Genomic DNA, 24805 nt, shown 5'->3' with positions numbered 1-24805 from the left:
TCTACAGGCGGGGACCGACGGTCCCCCCGGCACCCTTGTTAAAAACAAGAAACGCAGCACCGCGCACACCACCACGGGCCGCAACTCCTCTCGGAGTTCCGGCCCTTCGTGCTGTGGGACCGTCAGTGGAAGAAGTGGCGCGTACCCGTGAGGTACATCGTCACGCCCGCCTTCTTCGCGGCCTCGACGACCAGCTCGTCACGGACCGAACCTCCGGGCTGGGCCACGGCCTTGATGCCCGCGGCGGTCAGGATCTCCAGCCCGTCCGGGAACGGGAAGAACGCGTCGGAGGCGGCGTACGAGCCGCGTGCCCGCTCCTCGCCCGCCCGCTCGACGGCCAGCTTCGCGGAGTCGACTCGGTTGACCTGGCCCATGCCGACGCCGACCGAGGCGCCGTCCTTGGCGAGCAGGATCGCGTTGGACTTGACCGCGCGGCAGGCCTTCCACGCGAAGGCGAGCTCCTTCAGCTCGTCCTCGGACAGGGCCTCACCGGTGGCGAGGGTCCAGTTGGCCGGGTCGTCCCCGTCGGCCTGGAGGCGGTCGGTGACCTGGAGCAGCGCGCCGCCGTCGATCGGCTTGACCTCGACCTCGGCGGACGGGGCGTCGGGGCAGCGCAGCACCCGGATGTTCTTCTTGCGGGCCAGGACCTCGACCGCGCCGTCCTCGTACGCCGGGGCGACGATGACCTCGGTGAAGATCTCCGCGACCTGCTCGGCCATGGCGACGGTCACCGGACGGTTGACGGCGATGACGCCGCCGAAGGCCGACAGCGGGTCGCAGGCGTGCGCGTTGCGGTGTGCCTCGGCAACGTCGTCGGCGATCGCGATGCCGCACGGGTTGGCGTGCTTGATGATCGCGACGCACGGCTCGGCGTGGTCGTACGCGGCCCGGCGCGCGGCGTCGGTGTCCGTGTAGTTGTTGTACGACATCTCCTTGCCGTGCAGCTGCTCCGCCTCGGCCAGGCCACCGGTGCCGGAGGTGTAGAGCGCGGCGGGCTGGTGCGGGTTCTCGCCGTACCGCAGCACGTTCTTGCGCTCGTACGTCGTGCCGAAGAAGTCGGGGAAGCCCGAGTCGTCGGCGGCGGCGTAGTCGTCCGCGAACCAGGAGGCGACGGCCACGTCGTAAGCGGCGGTGTGCTGGAACGCCTCGGCGGCCAGCCGCTTGCGGGCGGCCAGGTCGAAGCCGCCCGCCGCGACCGCGGCGAGGACGTCGGCGTACCGCTCGGGGCTGGTGACGACGGCCACGGACGGGTGGTTCTTGGCGGCGGCGCGCACCATGGACGGACCGCCGATGTCGATCTGCTCCACGCACTCGTCGGCGGAGGCGCCGGAGGCGACGGTCTCCTTGAACGGGTAGAGGTTGACGACCACCAGGTCGAACGGCTCCACGCCGAGCTCGGCGAGCTGCTCGCGGTGGGCGTCCAGGCGGAGGTCGGCGAGGATGCCGGCGTGGACGCGGGGGTGCAGCGTCTTGACGCGGCCGTCGAGGCACTCGGGGAAGCCGGTGAGCTCCTCGACCTTGGTGACCGGCACCCCTGCGGCGGCGATCCTCCCGGCGGTGGAGCCGGTGGAGACCAGCTCGACACCGGCCTCGTGCAGACCGCGGGCGAGGTCTTCGAGCCCCGTCTTGTCGTAGACACTGACCAGGGCGCGGCGGATGGGCTTATTCACCGACATGACCGAGATGAACCTTTCGTCCCTCAATGCGATAGCCGTCACGGGCGAGCCGCCCCACGGCATCGACGAGCAGCTTGCGCTCGACTTTCTTGATGCGTTCATGGAGGGCCGCTTCGCCCTCCGCCGTGTCCTCTTCGGTCACCTCGACCACGCCCTGCGCGATGATCGGACCGGTGTCGACGCCGTCGTCGACGAAGTGGACGGTGCACCCGGTGACCTTCACGCCGTACGCGAGCGCGTCGCGCACTCCGTGGGCACCGGGAAAGCTGGGAAGCAGGGCGGGGTGGGTGTTGATGAACCGGCCGCCGAACCGGGCGAGGAACTCCTTGCCCACGATCTTCATGAATCCGGCGGACACCACGAGGTCGGGGCGGTGCTCGGCCGTCGCGGCCGCGAGTGCCGCGTCCCATTCCTCGCGGGTGGCGTGGTCCTTGACCCGGCACACGAAGGTCGGCAGCCCGGCGCGCTCCGCCCGCTCCAGTCCGACGATGCCGGGGCGGTCGGCGCCGACCGCGACGATCCGCGCGCCGAAGCCCTCGGGGTCGTCACCGATGGCGTCGAGCAGGGCTTGAAGGTTCGTACCCGAACCGGAGACCAGTACGACCAGGCGCGCAGGGGCGGCGGAGGGGGGCGGGGAGGCCACGGCTGGGCCCTTTCTCGCGTGGTGAAGCAGAGTGACGCTGATTTGTATGGTCGTACGAAAGAACTGAGCCCCTCGATACGGGGAACTCTACGAACCAGCCGACCGTCAGCAACGATACCGGCACCTCGGAGGACCCCCACGGGACGGGGGTGGACGGCGACCGGCCCGGCTCCGGGGTGCGACGGCGGGCCCGGGGGGCGAGTATCGGCTGTCCGGGCCCCGCTCCCAGCTTTCGGCCGCTCCTGGCCGGGAGGTAGCGTCAGGGGACAGCGAACCGTCCGCAGGGCGGAAATGACGAGATGGGGAAGACGTTCACCACATGCCGGACCGACGCCACCGCACCGCCTTCCGCCAGCCGCTGCCCGAGCGGACCTCACTGCTGATGCGGGAACGCCAGTCCCCCACGGGCTCCTCCTCTTCTTCCTCCTCCGGAGACCCCGACACGTCCGGGGCCTCCGGCCGGACGGACGAGAACCCGTTCGCCGCGCCCCCCGAGAACCGGCCCGACCAGCCCTGGCAGCCCCGCCACCCCTCGAACAGCGGAAACGGCGACGGGGACGGCAACAAGGACGGCTCCTCCGACGACCGGCAGGCCTGGGGCGGCCAGTGGAGCAGCCGGCAGCCCGGCCGCCAGAGCGGCGGCTTCGGCGGACGCCCCGGAGGCCAGGGCGGCTCGAACGGCCAGGGCGGGCCCGAGGGCAGCCCCGGTGGGCTGCGCTGGGATCCGACCGACCCCGCCCAGCGCCGTGCGCGCTACGCGCTGCTCGGCGGCATGTGGGCCTTCTTCTTCGCCCTCTTCGACTTCCCGGAGATCGCCCTGCTGCTCGGCGCGCTCTCCGTGTACTGGGCGATCAGCTCGCTCCGGGCCAAGCCGAAGAGTGCGTCCGCCACGGCGGCCGACGGCTCCGGCCAGGGGACGGCCGCTGCCGGGACGACCGGTGCCGGGACGACCGGTGCCGCCGCTCCCGGGCGGGTTCCGGCGGCCGGATCCGCTCCGGGCACGCCCGCCGCGCCGGCCGGTGGCCGACAGCAGACCACGGCCGCGGTGAGCGGCCTGGTGACGGCGCTGCTCGCGCTCTCGATCGTCGCGACGACCTACACGGTGCAGCTGGTCTACCGCGACTACTACACCTGCGTGAACGACGCCCTGACCAAGACCGGCCAGCTGTCCTGCAACGACCTGCTGCCGAAGCCGCTGGAGCCCTTCTTCGGCGTCAAGAACTAGGGCCTTCCGTCTGGATCGGGCCGCATCGGGCAGCGGGGTCCGGTGTCGTGCATCGCAAGGCGGAGGAGGGAGTCGACGCAGAGCGCCGGCGACCGACGACAACGCGGCGAGGCGCGGCACCGGGGCACGCGAGCCCGGGATGCTCCGGACGAGAGACCCTGGAGCGTCCGGCTTCGGGGCGAGCAGGTCCCGAAGCCGCCCAGGGCGTTCAGCTGTTTCCGGACGGCCCGGCCTCCTCGGGCCGGGCCGTCCGCTCGTGCCAGGGGTCGGTCGGCAGGAAGTCGTACGGCTCGAAGCCCTCGTCCTGGTCCGGAACGGCCATGCGGGCGGCGGGCGGCGTTACCGGCGTCGATGTCGCCGCAGCGGGACGACGAGCGGGACGGGAAGCGGGGGCGCCCGCGGACACGGCGCCGGAGTCGCCCCCCTGCGCCGCCCCCTCCTCATCGCCGCCGCCCCGGCGTCCGGACCACCGCCACCACCGCCGGTCGCCGCCGTGCGATCCCCGCGACGCCTCCTCGCGGGCGCGGGCGGGGGCGGGAACAGCCGAGGCGGATGCGGACACCGACGCCGGGACCGGCTCCGGCTCCCGTTCCGGCCGCGGCTTCCCGGCCGTCTCCCCCTCCGTCCCCTCTTCCGTATCCGTGACGGCGCCGGGCTCCCGCAGCCGCCAGGCCCGGAGCAGCAGCGCGCCGGGGATGCCGAGCAGCGCCGTCCACGCCAGGGCCGCCGCACCCGTGAGCCACCACACCGGCCCGAACTCCGCCAGTGCCCGGGTGCCGAGCGGCCCCCCGGCGGCCGCCGCCAGCACCGCCGTACCGGCCCCGCACCCCACCGCCGCCAGGGCCGCCGTCAGCGCGGTCTCCCCCGGGCTCCAGGCGTCCTCCCGCGCGGCACCCGGGGGCGCGGCCCGCCGTACGGTGAACCAGGCGACCGTCGCCCCGGCCGCGACCGGCACCCCGGCGGCCGACCAGTTCAGGACCGTCCCCGGGCCCTCGGCGGGCATCGCGGCGAGCAGCGGGAAGCCGGGCAGCGCCGGACGGCCCGAGAAGGCGAGCGGGGTGACCGTGGACGCCGTGCCGAGAGCGAAGCCCGGCCCGAGCCCGTAGGCCGCACCCCACACCGCCGCGTTCGGCACCAGCACCAGCGCGAGCAGGAAGACCGAGACCCGGCCGGCCCAGTCGCCCGAGAGCTGGACGAACGACTGCTGGGCGGGGTGCGCGTGCCACATCAGCGCCACCGCGACGAGCAGCGCCCCGCCGCCGAGCAGCACCGACACCCCGGCCGCCGCCGTCCGGCACGCCGTCCCCGCGTGTTCCCTGAACCGGCCGCGCGCCAGCGCCTCGTGCAGACTCACCGGCGCCCAGGACGGCGGCGGCCCGACCGGCCGCCCGGCCGCCGTCCAGACCCCGGCCGCCGCCGCGCCCACCACCACGAGCGCCGCCGGGAAGAGCAGCGACGGCGGGTGCACGGACAGCGGTCCGCCCCGCCCGTAGTACGCGACGGCCGCCCCGACCAGCAGATATCCGGTGACGACCATGGTGAACGCCCCCGCCTCCGAGGGGACCGGGCGCCCCTCCTCGGGCACCAGGACATCCCGCGCCGCACGGTGCACCAGCCACACCGGCACCACGGCGAGCAGCAGCGGAACGATGCCCACCGGGGCGGGAACCCCGCTGAGCGTGCCGGCCCTGATCAGCTCCGCGCCGTGGGCGAGCAGCCAGAGCCCGGCCGCCGCGTGGAGCGCGCCGCCCGGGCTGCTGTCGGAGGTGGGGGAGCTGATCCACAGCATCAGGACGAGGACGGCGATCGAGCCCACTCCCAGCCCGGCCGCAACCGCTCCACGCAAAAGGGCGTACGCCAGCACGGCGGGCCGGCCCTGCTCGGCCGACAACGACGGGCTGCTTCCGGTCACTTGGGTCACTCGGCCATGCTGCCAACGACACGCGCTTATTCCGCGTAACAGGCGAACGGTCGCTGTGTCGCCCAATATACGTTTATGTACTTTTTTACCCAGTGCAGCCCCACCGGGGGTTCTTCATGACGCAGAGATCGACCGATACGGCCTCTGCGCACCCGCTCCCCTCCCCCAAGGAGCGACGCAGACTGCGTGAGGCGAAGTCACTGAGTGAAGAGCAGGTCGCGGCGGCCATGGGCGTCACGCGCGCCACGGTCCGGTCCTGGGAGACCGGCCGCACCACTCCCCGCGGGCGGAAACGCGAGGCGTACGCCAGGCTGATCAGCGGTGGCCGGCCAAGCCCGCAGACCACCCCACCGAGCGCCCGGACCAAACCGGGCGCCCCGAACACCCGGCCGAAGGCCGCCGTCAAACGTGCGGTCCGACCGGCAGCGCCGAAGACGGTCGCGAGGCTCTCCAAGCCGGTGACGTCCACGAAGCCGCCGTCGCGCCCGCCGACCCCCGTCGAAGCCACCGGGAGCACCGCCATGGCCCCGACCGAGCCCGGCACCACCCCCGATCTGCCCGGCGCATCCGCAATGCCCGGACCGGCCGCCACGGCCGGAACCACCAGAACCACCGAAGCCACTGGGACCACCGGAACCGCTGGAACCGGCGGAACCGCCGGAATCACTGGAACCGCCGAATCTGCCGGAATCACCGGAACGGCCCCTGGCGGGCTCTCCCCCGAGGAGGCGTTCGATGCCCTGTACAGGCACTCCGCCGCCGGCCTGTTCCGCCAGACGTTTCTGCTGACCGGGCGTCGGAACCTCTCCCTGGAGTCCGTCGCACGGGCCTTCGCACTGGCCTGGGAGCGCTGGCCCGAGGTCGCGGTGGACCGGGATCCGGTGGGCTGGGTCCGGGCCGCCGCGTACGAGTACGCCATGTCGCCGTGGCACCGGCTGCGCCGCACCCACCGCCGGCTCGACCCGCCGCCGGCCGATCCCGGTCCGCGGGCGCTGCTCGACGCGCTGCTGGAGCTGCCGCCGTCGTACCGCAGCACCCTGCTGCTCTACGACGGCGTCGGCCTGGATCTGCCGGAGACGGCGGCGGAGACGGAGGCGAGCACCCCGGCGGCGGCGGGCAGGCTGATGAACGCCCGTGCCGCGGTCGCCGAGCGGCTGCCCGAACTGGCGGAGGGCTCGTCGCCCGCCGAGCAGTCGGCGCTGCTGCACGAGCGGCTCGGGGCGCTGGCCCTGGCCCAGCCCTCCGACTCGCTGCCCCCGCCCGTCGTGATCCGCACGGACAGCGAGCGCAGGGCCCAGCTGTGGACCCGGGCGGCCCTCTCGTTCACGGTGCTGCTCATCGGGCTGACGCTGTTCACGCTGGGCACCGCCCCGACGCGGTACGAGACCCCGGAGTCACCCGCCCAGCAGGTCGGCGGGGTGCCGCCGCGGGGCGGTCCGCAGAAGCTGACGCCGCAGGACATCAAGCTGCACAAGCAGCTCCACGGCGAGCTCGTACGGGGACCGGCGCGGCTGGTCCCCGAGGCCGGCTGAGCCGCTCCGGGACGGCGGCGGAGAAACCGAAACGGCGCGGGTCCGTACCCCTTGATCGGGTACGGACCCGCGCCGTCTGTGCGGTGACGCGATACTGCGTGCGGCGGTACTGCGCCGACGCGGTGGAGCGATCAGGCGCCGAGGATCTCGCGGGCCAGCTTGGCGGTCTCGGTCGGCGTCTTGCCGACCTTGACGCCGGCGGCCTCAAGGGCCTCCTTCTTCGCCTGGGCGGTGCCGGAGGAGCCGGAGACGATGGCACCGGCGTGGCCCATGGTCTTGCCCTCGGGGGCGGTGAAGCCCGCGACGTAACCGACGACCGGCTTGGTGACGTTGGCCTTGATGAAGTCGGCCGCACGCTCCTCGGCGTCGCCGCCGATCTCGCCGATCATCACGATCAGGTCGGTCTCGGGGTCGGCCTCGAACGCCGCGAGGGCGTCGATGTGCGTCGTACCGATGACCGGGTCGCCACCGATGCCGACGGCGGACGAGAAGCCGATGTCACGGAGCTCGTACATCATCTGGTAGGTCAGCGTGCCGGACTTGGACACGAGACCGATGCGGCCGGGCTTGGTGATGTCACCCGGGATGATGCCGGCGTTGGACTGGCCGGGGGTGATCAGGCCGGGGCAGTTCGGGCCGATGATCCGGGTCTTGTTGCCCTTCGAACCGGCGTACGCCCAGAAGGCGGCCGAGTCGTGGACGGCGATGCCCTCGGTGATGACGACCGCGAGGGGGATCTCGGCGTCGATCGCCTCGACGACGGCGGCCTTCGCGAAGGCCGGCGGCACGAAGAGGACGGACACGTTAGCGCCGGTCTTCTCCATCGCCTCGGCGACGGAGCCGAAGACCGGTACCTCGGTGCCGTCGAAGTCGACGGAGGTGCCGGCCTTGCGCGGGTTCACGCCGCCGACGATGTTGGTGCCGTCGGCGAGCATGAGCTTGGTGTGCTTCATGCCGGTGGCACCGGTCATCCCCTGGACGATGACCTTGCTGTCCTTGGTGAGGAAGATTGCCATGGTGTTGGAGTCCCTCGTCCTTTACTTCGCAGCCGCGGCGAGCTCGGCGGCCTTGTCGGCCGCGCCGTCCATGGTGTCCACGCGCTGAACCAGCGGGTGGTTGGCGTCGGAAAGGATCTTGCGACCCAGCTCCGCGTTGTTGCCGTCGAGGCGCACGACCAGCGGCTTGGTGACTTCCTCGCCCTTGGACTTGAGCAGCGCGAGCGCCTGGACGATGCCGTTGGCGACCTCGTCGCACGCGGTGATGCCACCGAAGACGTTGACGAAGACGGACTTGACGTCCGGGTCGCCGAGGATGATCTCCAGGCCGTTCGCCATGACCTCGGCGGAGGCGCCGCCACCGATGTCGAGGAAGTTGGCGGGCTTCACGTTGCCGTGGTTCTCACCGGCGTACGCGACGACGTCCAGCGTCGACATGACCAGACCGGCACCGTTGCCGATGATGCCGACCTCGCCGTCGAGCTTGACGTAGTTGAGGTTCTTGGCCTTGGCGGCGGCCTCAAGCGGGTTGGCCGCGGCCTTGTCCTCAAGCGCCTCGTGCTCGGGCTGACGGAAGTCGGCGTTCTCGTCGAGAGACACCTTTCCGTCCAGCGCGATGATGTCGCCGGAGGCGACCTTGGCGAGCGGGTTCACCTCGACGAGGAGCGCGTCCTCGGCGACGAAGGTGTCCCACAGCGTCACCAGGACCTCGGCGACCTTCTCGGCGACCTCGGCCGGGAACTTCGCCTGGGCGACGATCTCGCGGGCCTTCTCGATGGTGACGCCGGAGTTGGAGTCGACCGGGACCTTCGCGAGGGCCTCGGGGGTCTTCTCCGCGACCTCCTCGATGTCCATGCCACCCTGCACCGAGGCCATGGCCAGGAAGGTGCGGTTGGTGCGGTCGAGGAGGTACGAGACGTAGTACTCCTCAAGAATCTCCGGCGCGGTCTCGGCGATCATCACCTTGTGGACCGTGTGGCCCTTGATGTCCATGCCGAGGATGTCGGTCGCGCGGGCGACCGCCTCGTCGGGGGTGGCGGCCAGCTTGACGCCGCCGGCCTTGCCGCGGCCGCCGACCTTCACCTGCGCCTTGACGACAGACTTGCCGCCCAGCCGCTCGGTCGCCTCGCGGGCTGCCTCAGGCGTGTCGATGACTTCACCGGCCAGCACCGGTACACCGTGCTTGGCGAAGAGGTCCCTCGCCTGGTACTCGAACAGGTCCACGCGCGTCCGTCCCTTAATCAATGGTCTCGCGGTTCGTTTTCTGCGTGGGCGTGCCGCGAGGGGCAACGTGACTGCTCTGTCACTAGGAAGGCGCACACGGTGACCCGGGGTACGCGGCATGTCCATCTCGCAGGTTATCCCCGAGCTCCGCAGGACCCTAAATCACAGATCACACCTGAGCGGTGATTACGGTCACAGATCATGCTGGTGGCGGGTCGTGACGGCCCGAACGGGGGTGCGTGACGCAGCGGCCGCGCGGCCCCGGGGGTTAGCGACGAGTGTCCTTGTCCGGTACGGGGAGTGGCCGCTTCTCGATGGCCGCCGCCATCACGTCCGGGAAGAGGTCCGGGGTGCACGCGAAGGCCGGTGCGCCCAGGGCCCCGAGCGCCGCCGCGTGGTCGCGGTCGTAGGCGGGCGCGCCCTCGTCGGACAGCGCGAGCAGCGTCACGAACTGCACGCCGGAGGCCTTCATCGCGGCCACCCGCTTCAGCATCTCGTTGCGTATGCCGCCCTCGTAGAGGTCGCTGATGAGCACGACCACGGTGTCGGCGGGGCGGGTGATCCGCGACTGGCAGTGGGCGAGCGCGCGGTTGATGTCGGTGCCGCCACCGAGCTGGGTGCCGAAGAGCACGTCCACGGGGTCGTCGAGCTGATCGGTGAGGTCGACCACCGCCGTGTCGAAGACGACGAGCCTCGTTCGCAGGGTGCGCATGGACGCGAGCACCGCGCCGAAGACGGAGGCGTAGACGACCGAGGCGGCCATCGACCCCGACTGGTCGATGCAGAGGATGACGTCCTTCTTCACGGACCGGGCGGCCCGTCCGTAGCCGATGAGCCGCTCGGGAACGACGGTGCCGTACTCGGGGAGGTAGTTCTTGAGGTTGGCCCGGATGGTGCGGTCCCAGTCGATGTCGTGGTGACGGGGCCGGTCGATCTTCGCCGAGCGGTCCAGCGCGCCGGTGAGCGTGGCCCGGGTGCGGGCGGCGAGCCGCTTCTCCAGGTCCTCGACGACCTTGCGCACGACCGCTCTCGCGGTCTCCTTCGTCGTCTCGGGCATGGCCTTGTTGAGCGAGAGGAGTGTGCCCACGAGATGGACGTCGGCCTCGACCGCCTCCAGCATCTCCGGTTCGAGGAGGAGCGCGGCGAGACCGAGCCGGTCGATCGCGTCGCGCTGCATGACCTGGACGACTGAGCTGGGGAAGTACGTGCGGATGTCGCCGAGCCAGCGGGCCACGGAAGGGGCGGAGGCCCCGAGTCCGGCCGAGCGGCTGTTCCTGCCCCGGCCGCCCTGCTTGCCTCCGTCGCCGTACAGCGCGGTCAGCGCGCCGTCCATCGCGGCATCGCGGCCGGTGAGGGTGCAGCCGGTGCTCTCGGCGCTGTCCGCGCCCAGCACCAGCCGCCACCGCCGCAGCCGCTCGTCGTTCGCCGGACCGGACGGCGGTGTGCGCGTCGGGGGCGGTGTGTCCGGTTCGTGGGCGGGGGGCGGTGTGGTGCTGGTCGCGTTCGGCGTCCGGGCCGGGGACGGTGCGGTGCCGACCGTGCCCGATGCCCCGGCCGGGGACGGTGCGGTGCCGGTCGCGTTCGATGTCCGGGCCGGGGACGGTGCGGGGCCGGTCGTGCCCGATGCCCCGGCCGGGGACGGTGTGGTGCCGGTCGTGCCCGATGCCCCGGCCGGGGACGGTGTGGTGCCGGTCGTACTCGTGGTCATGCCGTTGCCCCCAGCGGTTCCTCGATGTTCGCGGCTTTTCCGGCCTGCCCGGACGAGGCGTCGCCGTCCGGGCCCGGATCGTCGTGCAGTCCGAGCAACAGGCGCAGCACCGGCTCGACCGCGTCGGCCCGGGCCTCGTCCAGCCCCGGACCGAATCCGGGGGCCGGAGCCCCGGCCTCCGTGCCCGTACCAGTGGCTGCCGGTCCTCCGGCGGACGGGCCTCGCCGCACCAGCTCGCCCAGGGTGCGCCGTACGCCCGCTTCGTACGCCGAGAACGTGCGCCGCAGCAGTGGCAGCACATCGGCGAACTGGTGGGCGGGCACGCCCGTGAGCCAGGCGTCGACCAGGCCGAGCAGCCGCTCGTCGTGGACGAGCAGCATGCCGCCGCCGGCGGCTCCGCCGACGAACCCCTCGATCCACTCCGCGGCGTCGGCCGGGGGCGTGCCGGGCGAGAGGGCCAGGCCCATGAGCCGTGCCGCGTCGTCCTCCGCGAGCCGTCCTTCGTCGAGCAGCAGGCGGGTGGCGCGCCCCCGGATGACTCCGGCGACCGTGTCCCGGGCGGCGAGCTTGTGCAGTACGGCCGTCCAGCGCCCGCGCAACCCGCCGGTGCCGGTGCCGGCGTCCGTGCCCGTGCCCGTGCCCGTGCCGGTGTCCGCGTCCGCGCCCGTGCCGGCGTCCGTGCCCACGTCCGTACATGCACCCGCACCCGTCCGCGTGCCCGCGCCCGTGCCGGCGTCCGCGCCCGTGCCAGCGTCCGTGCCCACGTCCGTACATGCGCCCGCACCCGTCCGCGTGCCCGTGCCGGTGCCGGCGTCCGTGCCGGTGCCGGCGTCCGTGCCGGTGCCGGTGCCGGCGTCCGTGCCGGTGCCGGTGCCGGCGTCCGTGCCCGTCCCCGCGCCCGTCCCCGTGCCGGTGTTCGCCGGTGCGGCTCCGGTGAGCAGTCCGATCGCGGTGTGGACCCCGTCCACCCGGGCGCGCAGTTCGGCGGCGCCATCGGCGTCCAGCCCGGTGCAGGCGGGCGGCAGGCCGACGCAGATCCGCTCGGCGAGCCCGGCCGCGACCTCGGTGAGCGCCGCGGTGTCCGTGGACCGCACGTCGCCGTAGCGCAGGGTGCGGGCCAGCGCGGGCAGCGCGTCGGCGAGATGGCCGACATCGGAGTCGAGCGCGGCGCGGTCGGCGAGGGCCCGCATCACCACGGGCAGCGCGTCGGGCAGTTCGGCCAGGAGGCACTGCTCGGCGAGGGCCGTGACCTCGGCGAGCGCGGTCGCGGAGGCCGCCTGCGAACCGGCCTTGGCGGTGGCCGCGGAGAGCACGGTGGTGCCCCAGGTCCCGGCCTCCGCGACCTGTACGTACAGCTCGGGTTCCCAGCGCAGCCGCCAGCTCTCCCGGAAGGTGCCGGTGCTCGCCCGGGCGGCGGCGGGCTCGCCCCAGCCGACGGCGAGGACGCGCAGCCGGTGCAACAGCCTGCTGCGGGCCGCGTCATTGTCCTTGCGCAGGTCGAGCTCCAACTCCCGCTCCTGCGCCTCCGGTTTGAGCCGGAGCGTGCGCTGCTGACGGGTGAGGTCGCGTTGCAGGGGTACGGCGGGGGCGGTGTCCGGGACTTCGCCCAGGGCCTCGCCGACGATCAGCCGGTCCTGGACGAGCGCGAGCGGCACATCGGAGCCTTCGCACATCACGGCACGGATCGCGTCCGTCGTCTCGCCCAGCCCGGCGAGCGGGCGGCCACGCATGGCGGCCAGGGTCTCGGCGAGCCGGACGGCCTCGATGACATGGGCGGACGACACGAACCGGTCCTCGTCACGCATGAGTCCGGCGACCTTGGTCATCCACCGCTCGATCGGGCGGTCCGGGGCATCGAAGAGGTGTCCGTACCAGCCGGGCGAGTCGATGCCCGCGCCGTAGCCGCTGCGCCGGGCCAGCCGCCGGTGCGACCAGGGAACCCAGGTCAGCTCGGCCTTGACCTTGGGCAGTCCCTTCAGCAGGGCGCGGTCGGCGGTGAGCGTGGTCCTCGTACCGAGCGCGGGCACGTGCCAGGCACCGCAGACGACCGCGATGTCGTCGCCGAACTCCTTGCCGGCCTTTCGCAGTTGGATGCGCATGTGTGCCTCGCGGACGGCGTCACGGGGATGGCCGCCGTCCCCGTACACCTCGCGCAGGGCGGTCATCGCCTCGGCGAGGGCGGCGAACGGTGCCCGCGGGTCCGCGGCTTCGCCGTCCCGGGTGCGGTGTTCGACGACGTCCTCCCACCAGCGCTCCGGGTCGTCGTAGCCCGCCGTCCGGGCGAGCACGCCGATGGGGTCGATCGGGGCCCGCTCGACCGAGCCCGCCGCCCCCTCCTCACCTTCCGCTCCCCCGGCTCCCCCGTCCCCTTCTCTCTCTTCCCTCGTCCCGCTCCCGCCCCCGTTCTCGTCGCTGTCCGCTTCGTGTTCCGCGGCCTGTGCCATGGCCAGGGAGTTGGCTGCGGGCAGGTCGATGAACCGGACCGGAACGCCCTGTTCAAGGGCCCAGCGGATCGCGATCCACTCGGGCGAGAACGCGGCCAGCGGCCAGAACGCCGCCTGTCCCGGGTCGTCGACGGCATGGGCGAGCAGCGCGACCGGTGGCCGCATCCGCGCGTCGGCCGCCAGCGGCAGCAGCGCGTCGGCCTCCGGCGGCCCCTCCACGAGCACGGCCTGCGGGCGGGCGGCATCCAGCGCGGCGCGGACTGCGCGGGCCGAGCCCGGTCCGTGGTGCCGCACCCCCAGCAGCAGCGGTCCCGCAGGACGCTCGGCCCGGGTCATGCGGATACCTCGCGGCAGGCGCGGTAGAAGTCCTTCCACCCGTCCCGCTCCCGGACCACCGTCTCCAGGTACTCCTGCCAGACCACGCGATCGGCGGCGGGATCGCGGACGACCGCGCCGAGGATGCCCGCCGCCACGTCGCCGGGGCGCAGCATCCCGTCGCCGAAGTGCGCGGCCAGGGCAAGGCCGTTGGTGACGACGGAGATCGCCTCGGCCGTCGACAGCGTCCCCGAGGGGGACTTGAGCCTGGTGCGGCCGTCGGTGGTGACTCCGTCGCGCAGTTCGCGGAAGACCGTGACGACGCGGCGGATCTCGGTCATGCCGTCCGGCGAGGCCGGGAGGTCGAGCGAGCGCCCTATCTGGTCGACGCGCCGGGACACGATGTCGACCTCGGCGTCGGGCGTGGCCGGCAGCGGGAGCACGACGGTGTTGAACCGGCGGCGCAGGGCGCTGGACAGCTCGTTGACGCCGCGGTCGCGGTCGTTGGCGGTGGCGATGACGTTGAATCCGCGGACCGCCTGGACCTCCTGTCCCAGCTCGGGGACGGGGAGCGTCTTCTCCGACAGGATCGTGATGAGCGAGTCCTGCACATCGGCGGGGATACGCGTGAGTTCCTCGATCCGCGCCGTCATGCCGTCGGACATGGCGCGCATGAGCGGGCTGGGCACCAGGGCGTCGCGGCTGGGCCCGTGCGCGAGCAGCTGCGCGTAGTTCCAGCCGTAGCGGACCGCCTCTTCCGGGGTGCCCGCCGTGCCCTGGACGAGCAGTGTCGAGTCCCCGCTGACGGCGGCCGCGAGGTGTTCCGAAACCCAGGTCTTGGCGGTCCCCGGAACACCGAGGAGCAGCAGGGCCCGGTCGGTGGCGAGGGTGGTCACGGCGACCTCGACGAGTCTGCGTGGGCCGACGTACTTCGGTGTGATCACGGTGCCGTCCGACAGGGCGCCACCCAGCAGATAGGTGGCGACGGCCCACGGCGAGAGCTTCCAACGGGCGGGGCGCGGGCGGTCGTCGGCCGCGGCGAGGGCCTTCAGCTCATGGGCGAAGGCGTCCTCGGCATGCGGTCGCAGAGCCTGTACGTCGACGGCGGCAGTGGTTTCGGACACGGTCATGGATCCCCCTCCGGATCGGTCGACCCGATGTGGTTCCCACCGTGCACCATGGCACTGACAATCGGCCGCGGACCGTGCGGAGCGAGCAGCGTCCGAATGCGCGCGTGACGACGAATCAGCAGGTCGGAGCGATTGTCAGTGGGGCGCTCTACCGTCGTTCCCATGCTGCTATCTCACGGGGGAGAACCCTTGCGCACCGCCGCTCCGGTGGCGCGCTGGACGGTGGAGCAGGTGTTGGCCCTCGCTCCCGATGACGCGTCACGCAGGGCGGGGAGCAAGCTCGGTTCGGCGGGTCCGTGGTCGGGCGGCGGGTGCGACGGTTCGGGTGCGGTGTGGGGACAGTGCAAGGGGAGCGGGAGCAAGCCGTATCTGACGGTGGTCGACATCACCGGCCCCGCCTACAAGTGCAGTTGTCCGAGCCGGAAGTTCCCGTGCAAGCACGCGCTGGGGCTGCTGCTTGTCTGGGCATCGGGCGAATCGACCCTGCCCGCGGGCGAGGTGCCCGACTGGGCCGGTGAGTGGCTTGCGGGCCGTCGCAAGCGGTCGGTGGAGCAGGCGGAGAATCGTGCCGGGACGGATGGCGCCCCGTCCGCGGGCCCGGCCGACCCGGAGGCCGCCCGGCGGAGGGCCGAGCGCCGCGCCGAGCGGATCACCGGCGGTGCACAGGAGCTGGAGGAGCGGCTGGCCGATCTGCTGCGCGGGGGGCTGGCGGCGGCCGACCAGCCGGGTTACGGGCTCTGGGAGGAGACGGCGGCCCGCATGGTCGATGCACAGGCACCCGGACTGGCGGCACGGGTGCGGGAGTTGGGCTCCATACCCTCGTCCGGTCCGGGCTGGCCGGCCCGGCTGCTGGAGGAGTGCGCGCTGCTGCATCTGCTGGACAGCGCATGGCTGGGGATCGACCGGTTGCCGGAGCCGCTGGCGGCCACGGTCCGTACCCGGGTGGGGCTGACCGCCGCCGCCGAGGGCCCGCCGGTCCGTGACCACTGGCTGGTCCTCGCCCAGTACGACACCCCGGACGGCAAGATCGTCGCGCGCCGCATCTGGCTGTACGGGAGGGAGACGGGCCGCACGGCACTGTTGCTCTCCTTCGGAGCGGCCGGGCGCTCCCCCGGCCTGACACTGCCGGTCGGCGTCACGATCGACGCCGAGATCACGCCCCATCCGGGCTCCGTCCGGCTGCGGGCGGAGCTGGGCCGGCAGTTCGGTGTGCCGTCGCCGTCCGGTACGCCGCCACCGGGCGGTACGGCAGCCGCCGCGATCGGCGGTTACGGGGACGCCCTGCGGGAGGACCCCTGGCTGGATGCCTGGCCGGTGACCCTGCGCGATGTCATACCCGTGCCGTCCGGGGACGGCTGGCAGCTGGTGGACGCGGCGGGCGATGCGGCGCTGCCCATCGCCCCGGCAGCTCTGTCCCGGCCCGGACTGTGGAAGCTCGTCGCGCTCTCCGGCGGCTCTCCGGTCACGGTCTTCGGCGAATGCGGCCACCGCGGCTTCGACCCGTTCGCGGCCTGGTCCACCGGGTCCGACGACGGCTCCGGGATCGGGATCGGAGTCAGGGGCGGAGCCGAGGCCGGGGGCGGAGTCGGGGGCAGGGGCGGAGCCGAGGCCGGGGGCGGAACCGCCACCGGAACCGTCGCCGCAGCCGGAACCACGGGCGTCGCCGGAACCCGGGCCGTTGCCAGAGCCGCGACCGGAACCGGAACCGAAACCAGGGGCGTCACCGGATCCGCAGCCGGAACCAGGACCAGAACCGAGATCGGAACCGGGATCGGAACCGGGGCCGAGGCCGCAACCCGGGCCGGAGCCGATGCCGGCTCCGGCCGGACCCGGACCAGGGCCACAACCGGCACCGGGAGCGATACCGACCCCGGCCTGTCCCAGACCGGAACCGGAACCGCAGCCGGTACCGGGAGCGGTACCGGCTCCGGCCGGGCCGGGGTGGCGTCCGGGATTGTGCCGCTCGTCTGACGTTGGGCCCGAAGTTCGAAGGGGGATTCCATGCAAGGGGAACCGATGCCTCGCACCGTCACACCCGCGCCGTGGGAGGAGCTCGTCACCACAGCGCTGCTCGGCACCGATCGCCGCCCGGTGGCGGGAGACGGCGGCCCTGCCGGGCTGCTGGACGCGGCGGCGCTCCACACCGTGCGGCGCAGGGCGGGGCTCCGGCCCGCCGCACCCGCCGCCCGGCCCGAGCCGGCGCCTGTCGACCAACGGCCGCCGCTGCCCCCGGCCGCGCGGCGCAGGCTCGCCCAGCTGCTGGCGGACCGCTCGGCATCGGGCGGCTCGGGCGGCCGACGGGGTACGGCGCCCGATCTCACGGAGCTGATCCCGCAGTGGCTGGCCACCGCCAACCAGCAGGGCTTCCGGGCCCCGGCCGCACTGCTCCCGGCCCTGCTCGACGCGGCCAGGGCCCGTACGGATCTCCGTCCACAGGCCCTGACCTTCGCCGGGCCGCGCGGATTGTGGCTGGCGGGTCTGAACCCCGAGTGGAAGTTCGCGCTGCGCGGTTCGTCCGGCGGCTCGTCGCTGCCCGACCCGACGGAGCCGGAAGCGGTCACCCGGCTGTGGGAGGAGGGGCTGTTCGCCGAGCGGGTCGCCCTGCTCGGGGCGGTTCGGGCGCACGATCCCGTCGCGGCGCTCGCGCTGCTCGCGACCACCTGGACCACCGAGCGGGCCGAGGACCGGCTGATGTTTCTGGACTCGCTGCGCACCGGGCTGTCCGCGGTGGACGAACCCTTCCTGGAACAGGCGCTCTCCGACCGCAGCCGCAATGTCCGCTCGACCGCCGCCGAACTGCTCTCCGGGCTGCCGGAGTCGGCGCTCGCCGGCCGGATGGCGTCCCGCGCACTGTCCTGCGTGAGCCCGGACCTCACCGGCGACGTGGCCTCGGTCGCCGTGGAGGCACCGCATGAGTGCGACGCCGCGATGGAGCGGGACGGTGTGGTGGCGGCGCCGCCGTCCGGGCGGGGGGAACGGTCCTGGTGGCTCGGCCAGTTGGTGGAGGCGACGCCGCTCGCCACCTGGCCGGCCCGGTTCGGCGGCCGCTCCGCGCAGGAGATCGTCGGCCTTCCGGTCGCGGACGGCTGGGCCGAGGAACTGCACGCGGCATGGTGCCGGGCGACGGTGCGGCAGCGTGACCCCGAGTGGGCCCGCGCACTGCTCGGCGCCCCCTCCGTACCTCCGTCGAACGGCCCCGGTACGGCGTCGCTCGCCGAGCGGTCGAAGCTCCTCGGCATACTCCCGCCGGCCGAGCGGGCGGGCTGGGTGGCCGACTTCATTGCCGCGCACGGGCTGTCGGAGGCCTTCCAGCTCCTGGGGGTCTGCCCGACCCCCTGGGCCGGGCCGCTGGGCCGCGCGGTCGTCGACGCCCTGGACATCGCCCGGGACGCGGGCAGCTATCCCTGGAGCTTCAGCGGCGTGATGGGTCTCGCCGAACGCTGTCTGAACCCGGCCGAGGCGGACCGCCTGGAGGTCCTCACCACCACCCCGGACGAACCGGAGGACGCCTCACCGGGCGCGAACGGCTACTGGTCGGAGGCCTTCCAGCGGTTGGTCTCCACGCTGCGGCTGCGCGCGGCGATGGACGCGGAGCTGGCCCCGGCAGCCTGACGAAGCCGACGGCGGACGAGCCGGGACGGAGCAGGGCCGGGCAGGGCGCAAGGCCAGGCACGGGGCAGCGCAACGAGGGACGGCGCAGCGCGGCAGAACAGGCCGCGGCAAGACACGGCGGGGCGGAGGGCCGGGCAGGACAATGCCCCGCCCCTCCAGGACAGTGCCCAGCCCCTCCCGGACAATGCCCAGCCCCTTCCGGACAGTGCCCAGCCCCTCCCGGACAGTGCCCAGCCCCTCCAGGACAGTGCCCCGCCCCTCCCGGCGACATGGCGTGCGGGCGGGACGGGGACAGGGCCCGGATGACCGGCGAGAGGGTCAGGCTTCGGCGGGGTGGCGGACGTTCGCGTTGACCCAGTCGACGATCGACGCCGTCGTGGCGCCCGGGGTGAAGATCTCCGCGACGCCCTGGTCCTTCAGCGGCGCGATGTCCGCCTCCGGGATGATGCCGCCGCCGAAGACCTTGATGTCCTCCGCCTCGCGCTCCTTCAACAGCTCGATCACCTTGGCGAAGAGCGTGTTGTGCGCACCGGAGAGGATCGAGAGGCCGATCGCGTCGGCATCCTCCTGGATCGCGGTGTCCACGATCTGCTCGGGCGTCTGGTGGAGCCCGGTGTAGATGACCTCCATACCCGCGTCGCGCAGCGCCCTGGCGATCACCTTGGCCCCGCGATCATGGCCGTCCAGGCCCGGCTTCGCCACCACCACACGGATCGGACCGGTCACACCCATCACTGCCTCCACATGCGTCTCCCGTGCCTGAAGGGCCGGGGATGTGAACGAACGTTATCTACAGCATCCCGCAAGCCGTCGTTTCGCGGTGGACGGGGAGGGGGAAATCACACGTGGGACATGTTCACCGGGCGCCGTTCCCATAATCACGCGGCACACCTGCCGTGCGGGACCGGCCGCCAGGGGAGCCGCTACGAGGGTCGCCGTACCACCGCGCCGCCAGCCGCGCGGCACGGTGGTACGGGCCGCTCGGCCGGGCAGTCCAGCCGGCCGACGGGTCGACCGCACCTCCGTGCCGGCACCCCACGAGAGGGCATCCGGGGCCGGAGCCGCCTCCCCCGCTTGCCGAAGCAGGAGGTCGGCCATGAAGGACCTGCCTTTTCTTCCCCCGCTGCTGCGCCGGCCCTGCCCGTGGCCTGCCGACCTACTGCCGTCCGCACTGCTGAAGGCCACCGCACTGGAGCTGGCAGTGCTCGCCGGGCATGTGCTCATGTACCCCACCGGCCTGTATCCGACCAGCACACAGCCCACCGGCGTCACGGGGGATCGACGGGCCGCGCCCCACTCGTCCGGCCCGCGCACCGCACCCCCCGGTGCCACCGCACCCCCCGGCGCCACCGACCCGGCCGGGGCCCCCGCCCTCCCGCCCGAGGGCGACGAGCGCCCCCCGGTCATCCTGTTGCACGGCTTCATCGACAACCGTTCGGTCTTCGTTCTGCTGCGCCGCTCCCTGGCCCGGCACGGCTGGCGCCATCTGGAGTCGCTCAACTACTCGCCGCTGACCTGCGACATCCGGACGGCGGCCGAACTGCTCGCGCGGCATGTCGAGGAGATCTGCGCCCGCACCGGACACCGCGAGGTCGACATCGTCGGGCACAGCCTGGGCGGTCTGATCGCCCGCTACTACGTGCAGCGGCTCGGCGGTGACCAGCGGGTACGCACGCTGGTCACCCTCGGCACACCTCATGGGGGCACGGCTGTCGCCCCGCTGGCGAGCGCTCACCCCATCGTGCGCCAGATGCGCACGGGATCGGCACCGATCGAGGAGCTGCGCAGGCCCGCGCCCGGCTGCCGCACCCGGTTCGTGAGCTTCTGGAGCGAGCTCGACCGGGTGATCGTCCCGGCCGAGGCGGCCTGTATCGACCATCCGGATCTCGACGCGCAGAACGTACGCGTCACCGGGATCGGCCATCTCGCACTGCCGGTGCATCCGGCCGTCGCCGCCGCCGTCCGGCAGGCGCTGGAGTCCCGCGAACCGACGGCCGAGACGAGCGGAACGGCAGGAGCCGCGTGAATCGTCGGGGCCGATCGGACCGGCAGAGCCTCCGGAGACCCCACAAATAGAACGCGTTTCGAACATACGGCCAAGGCTGTGTGAGCAGTCCGTCGAAAGACGGCCGATTGCCCGTTTCCTGAGCCGCCCATGCCCGCCGAAGATTGTCGGCGTCACGTACCGCCGGGTACAGTCGCGGCCACTGCTCCCCCTGGGATCCCCCACGCCGGACCCCAGAGCACAGGTCCTGCTGCCGAGGCGAGAGAGAAGTTGGTGAACGACCAGCACCCCCACGCCGGGTACGCCGGATACGACAGTGAGGCGACCGGCAGCTTCGACAGCGACCCGCTCTTCGGATCGCTCCCCGGCGGTCACGACGGCGCGTACGGCAGCGGCTACGGCGCCGGGCAGTCCGGGTACAGCGGTCAGTACGACTCCACCCAGTGGGACACCGGCGCACACCCGACCACCTCGTACGACGCCTACGCCCCGTACGCCACGCAGCCCCAGCAGCAGTACGAGGCGGCGCAGACGTACGAGACCACGGCCACCTGGACGCCCGTGGCCGACTACGGCACGGAAGCGACCACCACCGCCACGTTCGCCGGCATCCCGGCACAGGGCGGCTCCCCGGACACCACGGGCCAGTGGGACACCGGCAACTGGCACACGAACGACCAGTGGGCCACCGGCGAAACGGCCGTGTACGACTCCGGCGCGTACGACGCCACCGCCTGGAACACCGGCGCCACGCCCGAGCACGATCAGCAAATCGCGCAAACCGCAGAAACCGCACAGGTGTCCTACGAGGCGCGGCCGGCACACGAGGCTCCCGAAGCTCACGAGACCTATACCGGCCTGGGCTCCTACGACCCCTACGAGCCCTACCTCACCGACGGCGCGGCCGACGCGGACGGCACGGACGGCACGGACGGCACAGCGGACGACGCGCATGACGCGGGCGTCGCGGTCGCCATGGATATCGCGGACATCGCGGACGCCGCACCCGGCCCGCACCGCACCCTCAGCCGCTCCGCCACCCGCAGCGGTGGCGGAGGCCGCAGTCGGCGGCGTTCCCCCTCGAAGCGTTCCGCGCTCCTCACCGTCGCCATTCCCTCCGCCTGCGTGATGAGCGTGGCCGGCATCGCCGCCGCCTCCGTCGGCGGGCTGGGCGGCGAGGACAAGAAGGACGACAGCAAGACCACGATGGCGGCGTCCGACCCCGGCTCCGTCAAGGCGGGTGTGGCCAACAACAAGCTGGACACCCAGCTCGCCAACCTCAGCGCCGACGCGGAGAACTTCGCCGACCGCGCCAGCCGCACCCAGGAGCGCATCGACCTGCGGGAGCGGCAGGCCGCCGAGAAGAAGAAGCGCGAGGAAGAGGCCGCCCGCAAGGAGGCCCTGCGCCCCAAGTTCGTCATGCCGGTCAAGCAGCACGGCCTCAGCGCGTACTTCGGCCAGGCGGGCGTCAACTGGATGTCCGTGCACACGGGCATCGACTTCCCCGTCATGGGGGGCACGCCCGTGATGGCCGCGACCGACGGCACCGTGCGCACCCAGCTGAACAGCGCCTACGGGAACATGGCCATCGTCACCATGGCCGACGGGACCGAGACCTGGTACTGCCACCTCAGTGGCACCAAGATCCGCTCGGGCCCGGTCAAGGCCGGTGATGTCATCGCGTACTCCGGCGACACCGGGAACTCGACCGGTCCGCACCTGCACTTCGAGGTACGGCCCGGGGGCGGAGCGGCAGTGGACCCACTGCCCTGGCTCCGCAGCCACGGCGTCAACCCGACCTGAGCCGAAAACGGGCGGGGCCGCGGCCCCGCCCGTCGCTCGCCCCGTCTACAGCTTCTCGACCGGCGCGTACCGCAGCAGCAGCTTCTTCGGGCGCTCGTCACCGAAGTCGACCGTGGCCTTCGCCTGGTCGCCGACGCCCTCGACGGCCGTGACCGTGCCGAGCCCGAACTGGTCGTGCGTGACCCGGTCCCCGACGGTCAGCGCGATCGTCGGCTTGTCGGAGGTCCGCCGGGTCGCGAAGCCCGAGGGGCCGGAGCGCGAACGCGAGGCGGACAGCGACGAGGTGATCCCCGACGTCGGTCCGGCCGGTGCCGCCATCGGCCCCTTCCGCTTCCACTCCAGGTGCTGGTCCGGGATCTCCTCCAGGAACCGCGACGGCGGGTTGTACGAGGGCTGCCCCCACGCGCTGCGCATCGCCGCCCGGGTCAGATAGAGCCGCTCGCGGGCCCGGGTGATGCCGACGTAGGCGAGCCGCCGCTCCTCCTCCAGCTCCTTCACCTGTCCCAGCGCCCGCATGTGCGGGAAGACGCCGTCCTCCATGCCGGTCAGGAAGACGACCGGGAATTCGAGGCCCTTCGCGGTGTGCAGCGTCATCAGCGTGATGACGCCGGAGCCGTCCTCGTCCTCGTCGGGGATCTGGTCGGAGTCGGCGACGAGCGCGACCTTCTCCAGGAACTCCGCGAGCGTGCCCGTCCCCGCGCCGGTGCCGGTGGCCGCGTCCGCGCCGTCCTCGCCCGCCGCACCGGCCGCGCCCTGCTCCTGCTCGAATTCGAGGGCCACGGCGGCCAGTTCCTGAAGGTTCTCGATCCGGGTCTCGTCCTGCGGGTCGGTGGACGCCTGGAGTTCGGCGAGGTAGCCGGTGCGCTCCAGGACGGCCTCCAGGACCACCGCGGGGCCCGCGCCCGATTCGACGATCGTGCGCAGCTCCTCCATCAGGGTGTTGAACCGCTTGACGGCGTTGGCCGACCGGGCCGCCATGCCGTACGCCTCGTCGACCCTGCGCAGCGCCTGCGGGAAGGTGATCTTCTCGCGCAGGGACAGCGCGTCGATCATCGCCTCGGCACGGTCGCCGATGCCGCGCTTGGGCACGTTGAGGATGCGGCGCAGCGGGACGGTGTCCTCCGGATTGGCCAGGACGCGCAGGTAGGCCAGGATGTCCCGGACCTCCTTGCGCTCGTAGAAGCGCACGCCGCCGACGACCTTGTAGGGCAGGCCGACGCGGATGAAGATCTCTTCGAAGACGCGGGACTGCGCGTTCGTACGGTAGAAGATCGCGACGTCACCGGCCTTGGCGTCGCCCGCGTCGGTGAGCCGGTCGATCTCGTCGGCGACGAACTGCGCCTCGTCGTGCTCGGTGTCGGCGACGTAGCCGGTGATGCGGGCGCCGGTGCCGGCGTTGGTCCAGAGGTTCTTGGGGCGGCGGCTCTCGTTGCGCTCGATGACCGCGTTGGCGGCGGACAGGATCGTCTGCGTGGAGCGGTAGTTCTGCTCCAGCAGGATCGTGGTCGCGTTCGGGTAGTCCTCCTCGAACTGGAGGATGTTGCGGATGGTCGCGCCGCGGAAGGCGTAGATCGACTGGTCCGCGTCACCCACGACGCACAGCTCGGCCGGGGCGTCGCCCTCGCCCGCCGGGCCGACCAGCTCGCGCACGAGGGTGTACTGGGCGTGGTTGGTGTCCTGGTACTCGTCGACCAGGACGTGGCGGAAGCGGCGGCGGTAGTGCTCGGCGACGTCCGGGAACGCCTGGAGCAGGTGGACCGTCGTCATGATGATGTCGTCGAAGTCCAGCGCGTTGGCCTCGCGCAGCCGGGACTGGTACATCGCGTAGGCCTGGGCGAGGGTCTTCTCGAAGCCGTCCGCGGCCTGGCCGGCGAAGGTCTCCTCGTCGATCAGCTCGTTCTTCAGGTTGGAGACCTTGGCGGTGAACGACTTCGGCGGGAAGCGCTTCGGGTCCAGGTCGAGGTCGCGGCAGACCAGGGCCATCAGCCGCTTGGAGTCGGCGGCGTCGTAGATCGAGAACGACGAGGTGAAGCCGAGCCGCTTCGACTCGCGGCGCAGGATGCGTACGCACGCGCTGTGGAAGGTCATGACCCACATCGCGTTGGCGCGCGGACCGACGAGCTGCTCGACGCGCTCCTTCATCTCGCCCGCGGCCTTGTTGGTGAAGGTGATCGCCAGGATCTGGCCGGGGTGCACCCCGCGCTCCGCGAGCAGGTGGGCGATCCGGTGGGTCAGCACCCGGGTCTTGCCCGAGCCGGCCCCGGCGACGATGAGCAGCGGGGAGCCCGCGTGGACGACGGCGGCGCGCTGCTCGGTGTTCAGCCCGTCGAGGAGCGCCGCGGAGTCGATGACGGGGCGGTGCGCGCCGTCGCGGTAATAGGCGTCCCTGGGCGGCGGGGGCCCGTCGAACACGCCCGCGAAGAGGTCCTCCGGGACCGCTTCGGGTACGGAGTCCTCGGGGGGCGGCGGGGGCTCTTCCTCCGAGTGCTGGAGGCCGGCCAGGAAACTGTCGTCAAAGAGGCTGCTCATCGCTTGTCGAGTCTAGGCCGCCGCACCGACACCCGTCGGCCTC

The 24805-nt window shown here is 72.6% G+C and carries 15 protein-coding genes and 1 pseudogene; 6 read left to right on the top strand and 10 right to left on the bottom strand.

Going from position 1 to position 24805, the window contains the following annotated elements:
* Positions 1-122 precede the first annotated feature (122 nt).
* A complete protein-coding gene (gene purH / locus ACFVH0_RS01810; protein ID WP_385817444.1) occupies positions 123-1676 on the bottom strand; it encodes a bifunctional phosphoribosylaminoimidazolecarboxamide formyltransferase/IMP cyclohydrolase in 1554 nt (517 codons plus the stop codon).
* Positions 1663-2319 carry a phosphoribosylglycinamide formyltransferase gene (gene purN, locus ACFVH0_RS01805; RefSeq protein WP_385817443.1) on the bottom strand — a complete coding sequence of 219 codons (657 nt, stop codon included), beginning with the start codon at positions 2317-2319 and terminating at the stop codon, positions 1663-1665. Before purN ends, purH begins: the two co-directional genes overlap by 14 nt.
* A gap of 319 nt (positions 2320-2638) precedes the next feature.
* Between purN and ACFVH0_RS01800 the strand changes: the two genes are divergently transcribed.
* Positions 2639-3544, top strand: a complete 906-nt coding sequence (locus ACFVH0_RS01800) for a hypothetical protein (RefSeq protein WP_385817442.1) — start codon at positions 2639-2641, stop codon at positions 3542-3544.
* A gap of 208 nt (positions 3545-3752) precedes the next feature.
* On the opposite strand, the gene ACFVH0_RS01795 is transcribed toward ACFVH0_RS01800, so the two are convergent.
* Positions 3753-5456, bottom strand: coding sequence for a DUF6350 family protein (locus tag ACFVH0_RS01795; RefSeq protein WP_385817512.1), 1704 nt, complete (start codon positions 5454-5456; stop codon positions 3753-3755).
* A gap of 125 nt (positions 5457-5581) precedes the next feature.
* Here ACFVH0_RS01795 and ACFVH0_RS01790 point away from each other — a divergent pair, with 125 nt between their 5' ends.
* Positions 5582-6997, top strand: a complete 1416-nt coding sequence (locus ACFVH0_RS01790; RefSeq protein ID WP_385817441.1) for a helix-turn-helix domain-containing protein — start codon at positions 5582-5584, stop codon at positions 6995-6997.
* A 131-nt stretch (positions 6998-7128) separates the two neighbouring features.
* Here ACFVH0_RS01790 and sucD read toward each other — a convergent pair whose 3' ends face one another.
* The 5 genes from sucD to ACFVH0_RS01765 all read right to left on the bottom strand — a co-directional run bounded on the left by sucD (position 7129) and on the right by ACFVH0_RS01765 (position 14813).
* On the bottom strand, positions 7129-8013 hold the full coding sequence (sucD, locus tag ACFVH0_RS01785; protein WP_124716857.1) for a succinate--CoA ligase subunit alpha: 885 nt from the start codon (positions 8011-8013) through the stop codon (positions 7129-7131).
* Between the two features lie 21 nt (positions 8014-8034).
* Positions 8035-9216: an ADP-forming succinate--CoA ligase subunit beta gene (gene sucC / locus ACFVH0_RS01780; RefSeq protein WP_385817440.1), complete on the bottom strand. Its 1182-nt coding sequence runs from the start codon at positions 9214-9216 to the stop codon at positions 8035-8037.
* Between the two features lie 268 nt (positions 9217-9484).
* Positions 9485-10924: a VWA domain-containing protein gene (locus ACFVH0_RS01775; RefSeq protein WP_385817439.1), complete on the bottom strand. Its 1440-nt coding sequence runs from the start codon at positions 10922-10924 to the stop codon at positions 9485-9487.
* Positions 10921-13704 (bottom strand): DUF5682 family protein, encoded by a 2784-nt coding sequence (locus ACFVH0_RS01770; RefSeq protein ID WP_385817438.1) that lies wholly within the window; start codon positions 13702-13704, stop codon positions 10921-10923. Before ACFVH0_RS01770 ends, ACFVH0_RS01775 begins: the two co-directional genes overlap by 4 nt.
* Complete coding sequence (locus ACFVH0_RS01765) at positions 13701-14813, bottom strand: AAA family ATPase (protein ID WP_385817437.1); 1113 nt, start codon at positions 14811-14813, stop codon at positions 13701-13703. Before ACFVH0_RS01765 ends, ACFVH0_RS01770 begins: the two co-directional genes overlap by 4 nt.
* A gap of 162 nt (positions 14814-14975) precedes the next feature.
* Here ACFVH0_RS01765 and ACFVH0_RS01760 point away from each other — a divergent pair.
* Positions 14976-16352 (top strand): annotated as a pseudogene (locus tag ACFVH0_RS01760) (SWIM zinc finger family protein); the annotation flags it as partial.
* A gap of 477 nt (positions 16353-16829) precedes the next feature.
* Positions 16830-18425 (top strand): DUF5691 domain-containing protein, encoded by a 1596-nt coding sequence (locus ACFVH0_RS01755; RefSeq protein WP_385817436.1) that lies wholly within the window; start codon positions 16830-16832, stop codon positions 18423-18425.
* Between the two features lie 318 nt (positions 18426-18743).
* Here the strand turns inward: ACFVH0_RS01755 and ACFVH0_RS01750 are convergent, their stop codons facing one another.
* The gene (locus tag ACFVH0_RS01750; RefSeq protein ID WP_266415302.1) at positions 18744-19157 is read right to left on the bottom strand and encodes a cobalamin B12-binding domain-containing protein; all 414 of its coding nucleotides are present in this window, start codon (positions 19155-19157) and stop codon (positions 18744-18746) included.
* Between the two features lie 364 nt (positions 19158-19521).
* On the opposite strand from ACFVH0_RS01750, the gene ACFVH0_RS01745 reads away from it, so the two are divergent.
* Entirely contained in the window at positions 19522-20451 is a 930-nt protein-coding gene (locus tag ACFVH0_RS01745) for an esterase/lipase family protein (RefSeq protein ID WP_385817435.1), read from the top strand.
* 252 nt (positions 20452-20703) lie between these two features.
* Complete coding sequence (locus ACFVH0_RS01740) at positions 20704-22233, top strand: M23 family metallopeptidase (protein ID WP_385817434.1); 1530 nt, start codon at positions 20704-20706, stop codon at positions 22231-22233.
* Positions 22234-22278: 45 nt separating this feature from the next.
* Here ACFVH0_RS01740 and pcrA read toward each other — a convergent pair whose 3' ends face one another.
* Positions 22279-24762, bottom strand: coding sequence for a DNA helicase PcrA (gene pcrA, locus ACFVH0_RS01735; RefSeq protein WP_385817433.1), 2484 nt, complete (start codon positions 24760-24762; stop codon positions 22279-22281).
* Between the last annotated feature and the right edge of the window lie 43 nt (positions 24763-24805).

The organism is Streptomyces sp. NPDC127117, from assembly GCF_042677325.1.
GTDB lineage: Bacteria > Actinomycetota > Actinomycetes > Streptomycetales > Streptomycetaceae > Streptomyces.
This window is presented reverse-complemented; position numbering and strand designations above follow the sequence as displayed.

Coding starts and splice junctions, on each gene's coding strand:
- purH (WP_385817444.1), bottom strand. CDS start 1,676: ATGTCGGTGAATAAGCCCATCCGCCGCGCCCTGGTCAGTGTCTACGAC.
- ACFVH0_RS01800 (WP_385817442.1), top strand. CDS start 2,639: ATGCCGGACCGACGCCACCGCACCGCCTTCCGCCAGCCGCTGCCCGAG.
- ACFVH0_RS01790 (WP_385817441.1), top strand. CDS start 5,582: ATGACGCAGAGATCGACCGATACGGCCTCTGCGCACCCGCTCCCCTCC.
- sucD (WP_124716857.1), bottom strand. CDS start 8,013: ATGGCAATCTTCCTCACCAAGGACAGCAAGGTCATCGTCCAGGGGATG.
- ACFVH0_RS01775 (WP_385817439.1), bottom strand. CDS start 10,924: ATGACCACGAGTACGACCGGCACCACACCGTCCCCGGCCGGGGCATCG.
- ACFVH0_RS01770 (WP_385817438.1), bottom strand. CDS start 13,704: ATGACCCGGGCCGAGCGTCCTGCGGGACCGCTGCTGCTGGGGGTGCGG.
- ACFVH0_RS01765 (WP_385817437.1), bottom strand. CDS start 14,813: ATGACCGTGTCCGAAACCACTGCCGCCGTCGACGTACAGGCTCTGCGA.
- ACFVH0_RS01755 (WP_385817436.1), top strand. CDS start 16,830: ATGCCTCGCACCGTCACACCCGCGCCGTGGGAGGAGCTCGTCACCACA.
- ACFVH0_RS01750 (WP_266415302.1), bottom strand. CDS start 19,157: ATGGGTGTGACCGGTCCGATCCGTGTGGTGGTGGCGAAGCCGGGCCTG.
- ACFVH0_RS01745 (WP_385817435.1), top strand. CDS start 19,522: ATGAAGGACCTGCCTTTTCTTCCCCCGCTGCTGCGCCGGCCCTGCCCG.
- pcrA (WP_385817433.1), bottom strand. CDS start 24,762: ATGAGCAGCCTCTTTGACGACAGTTTCCTGGCCGGCCTCCAGCACTCG.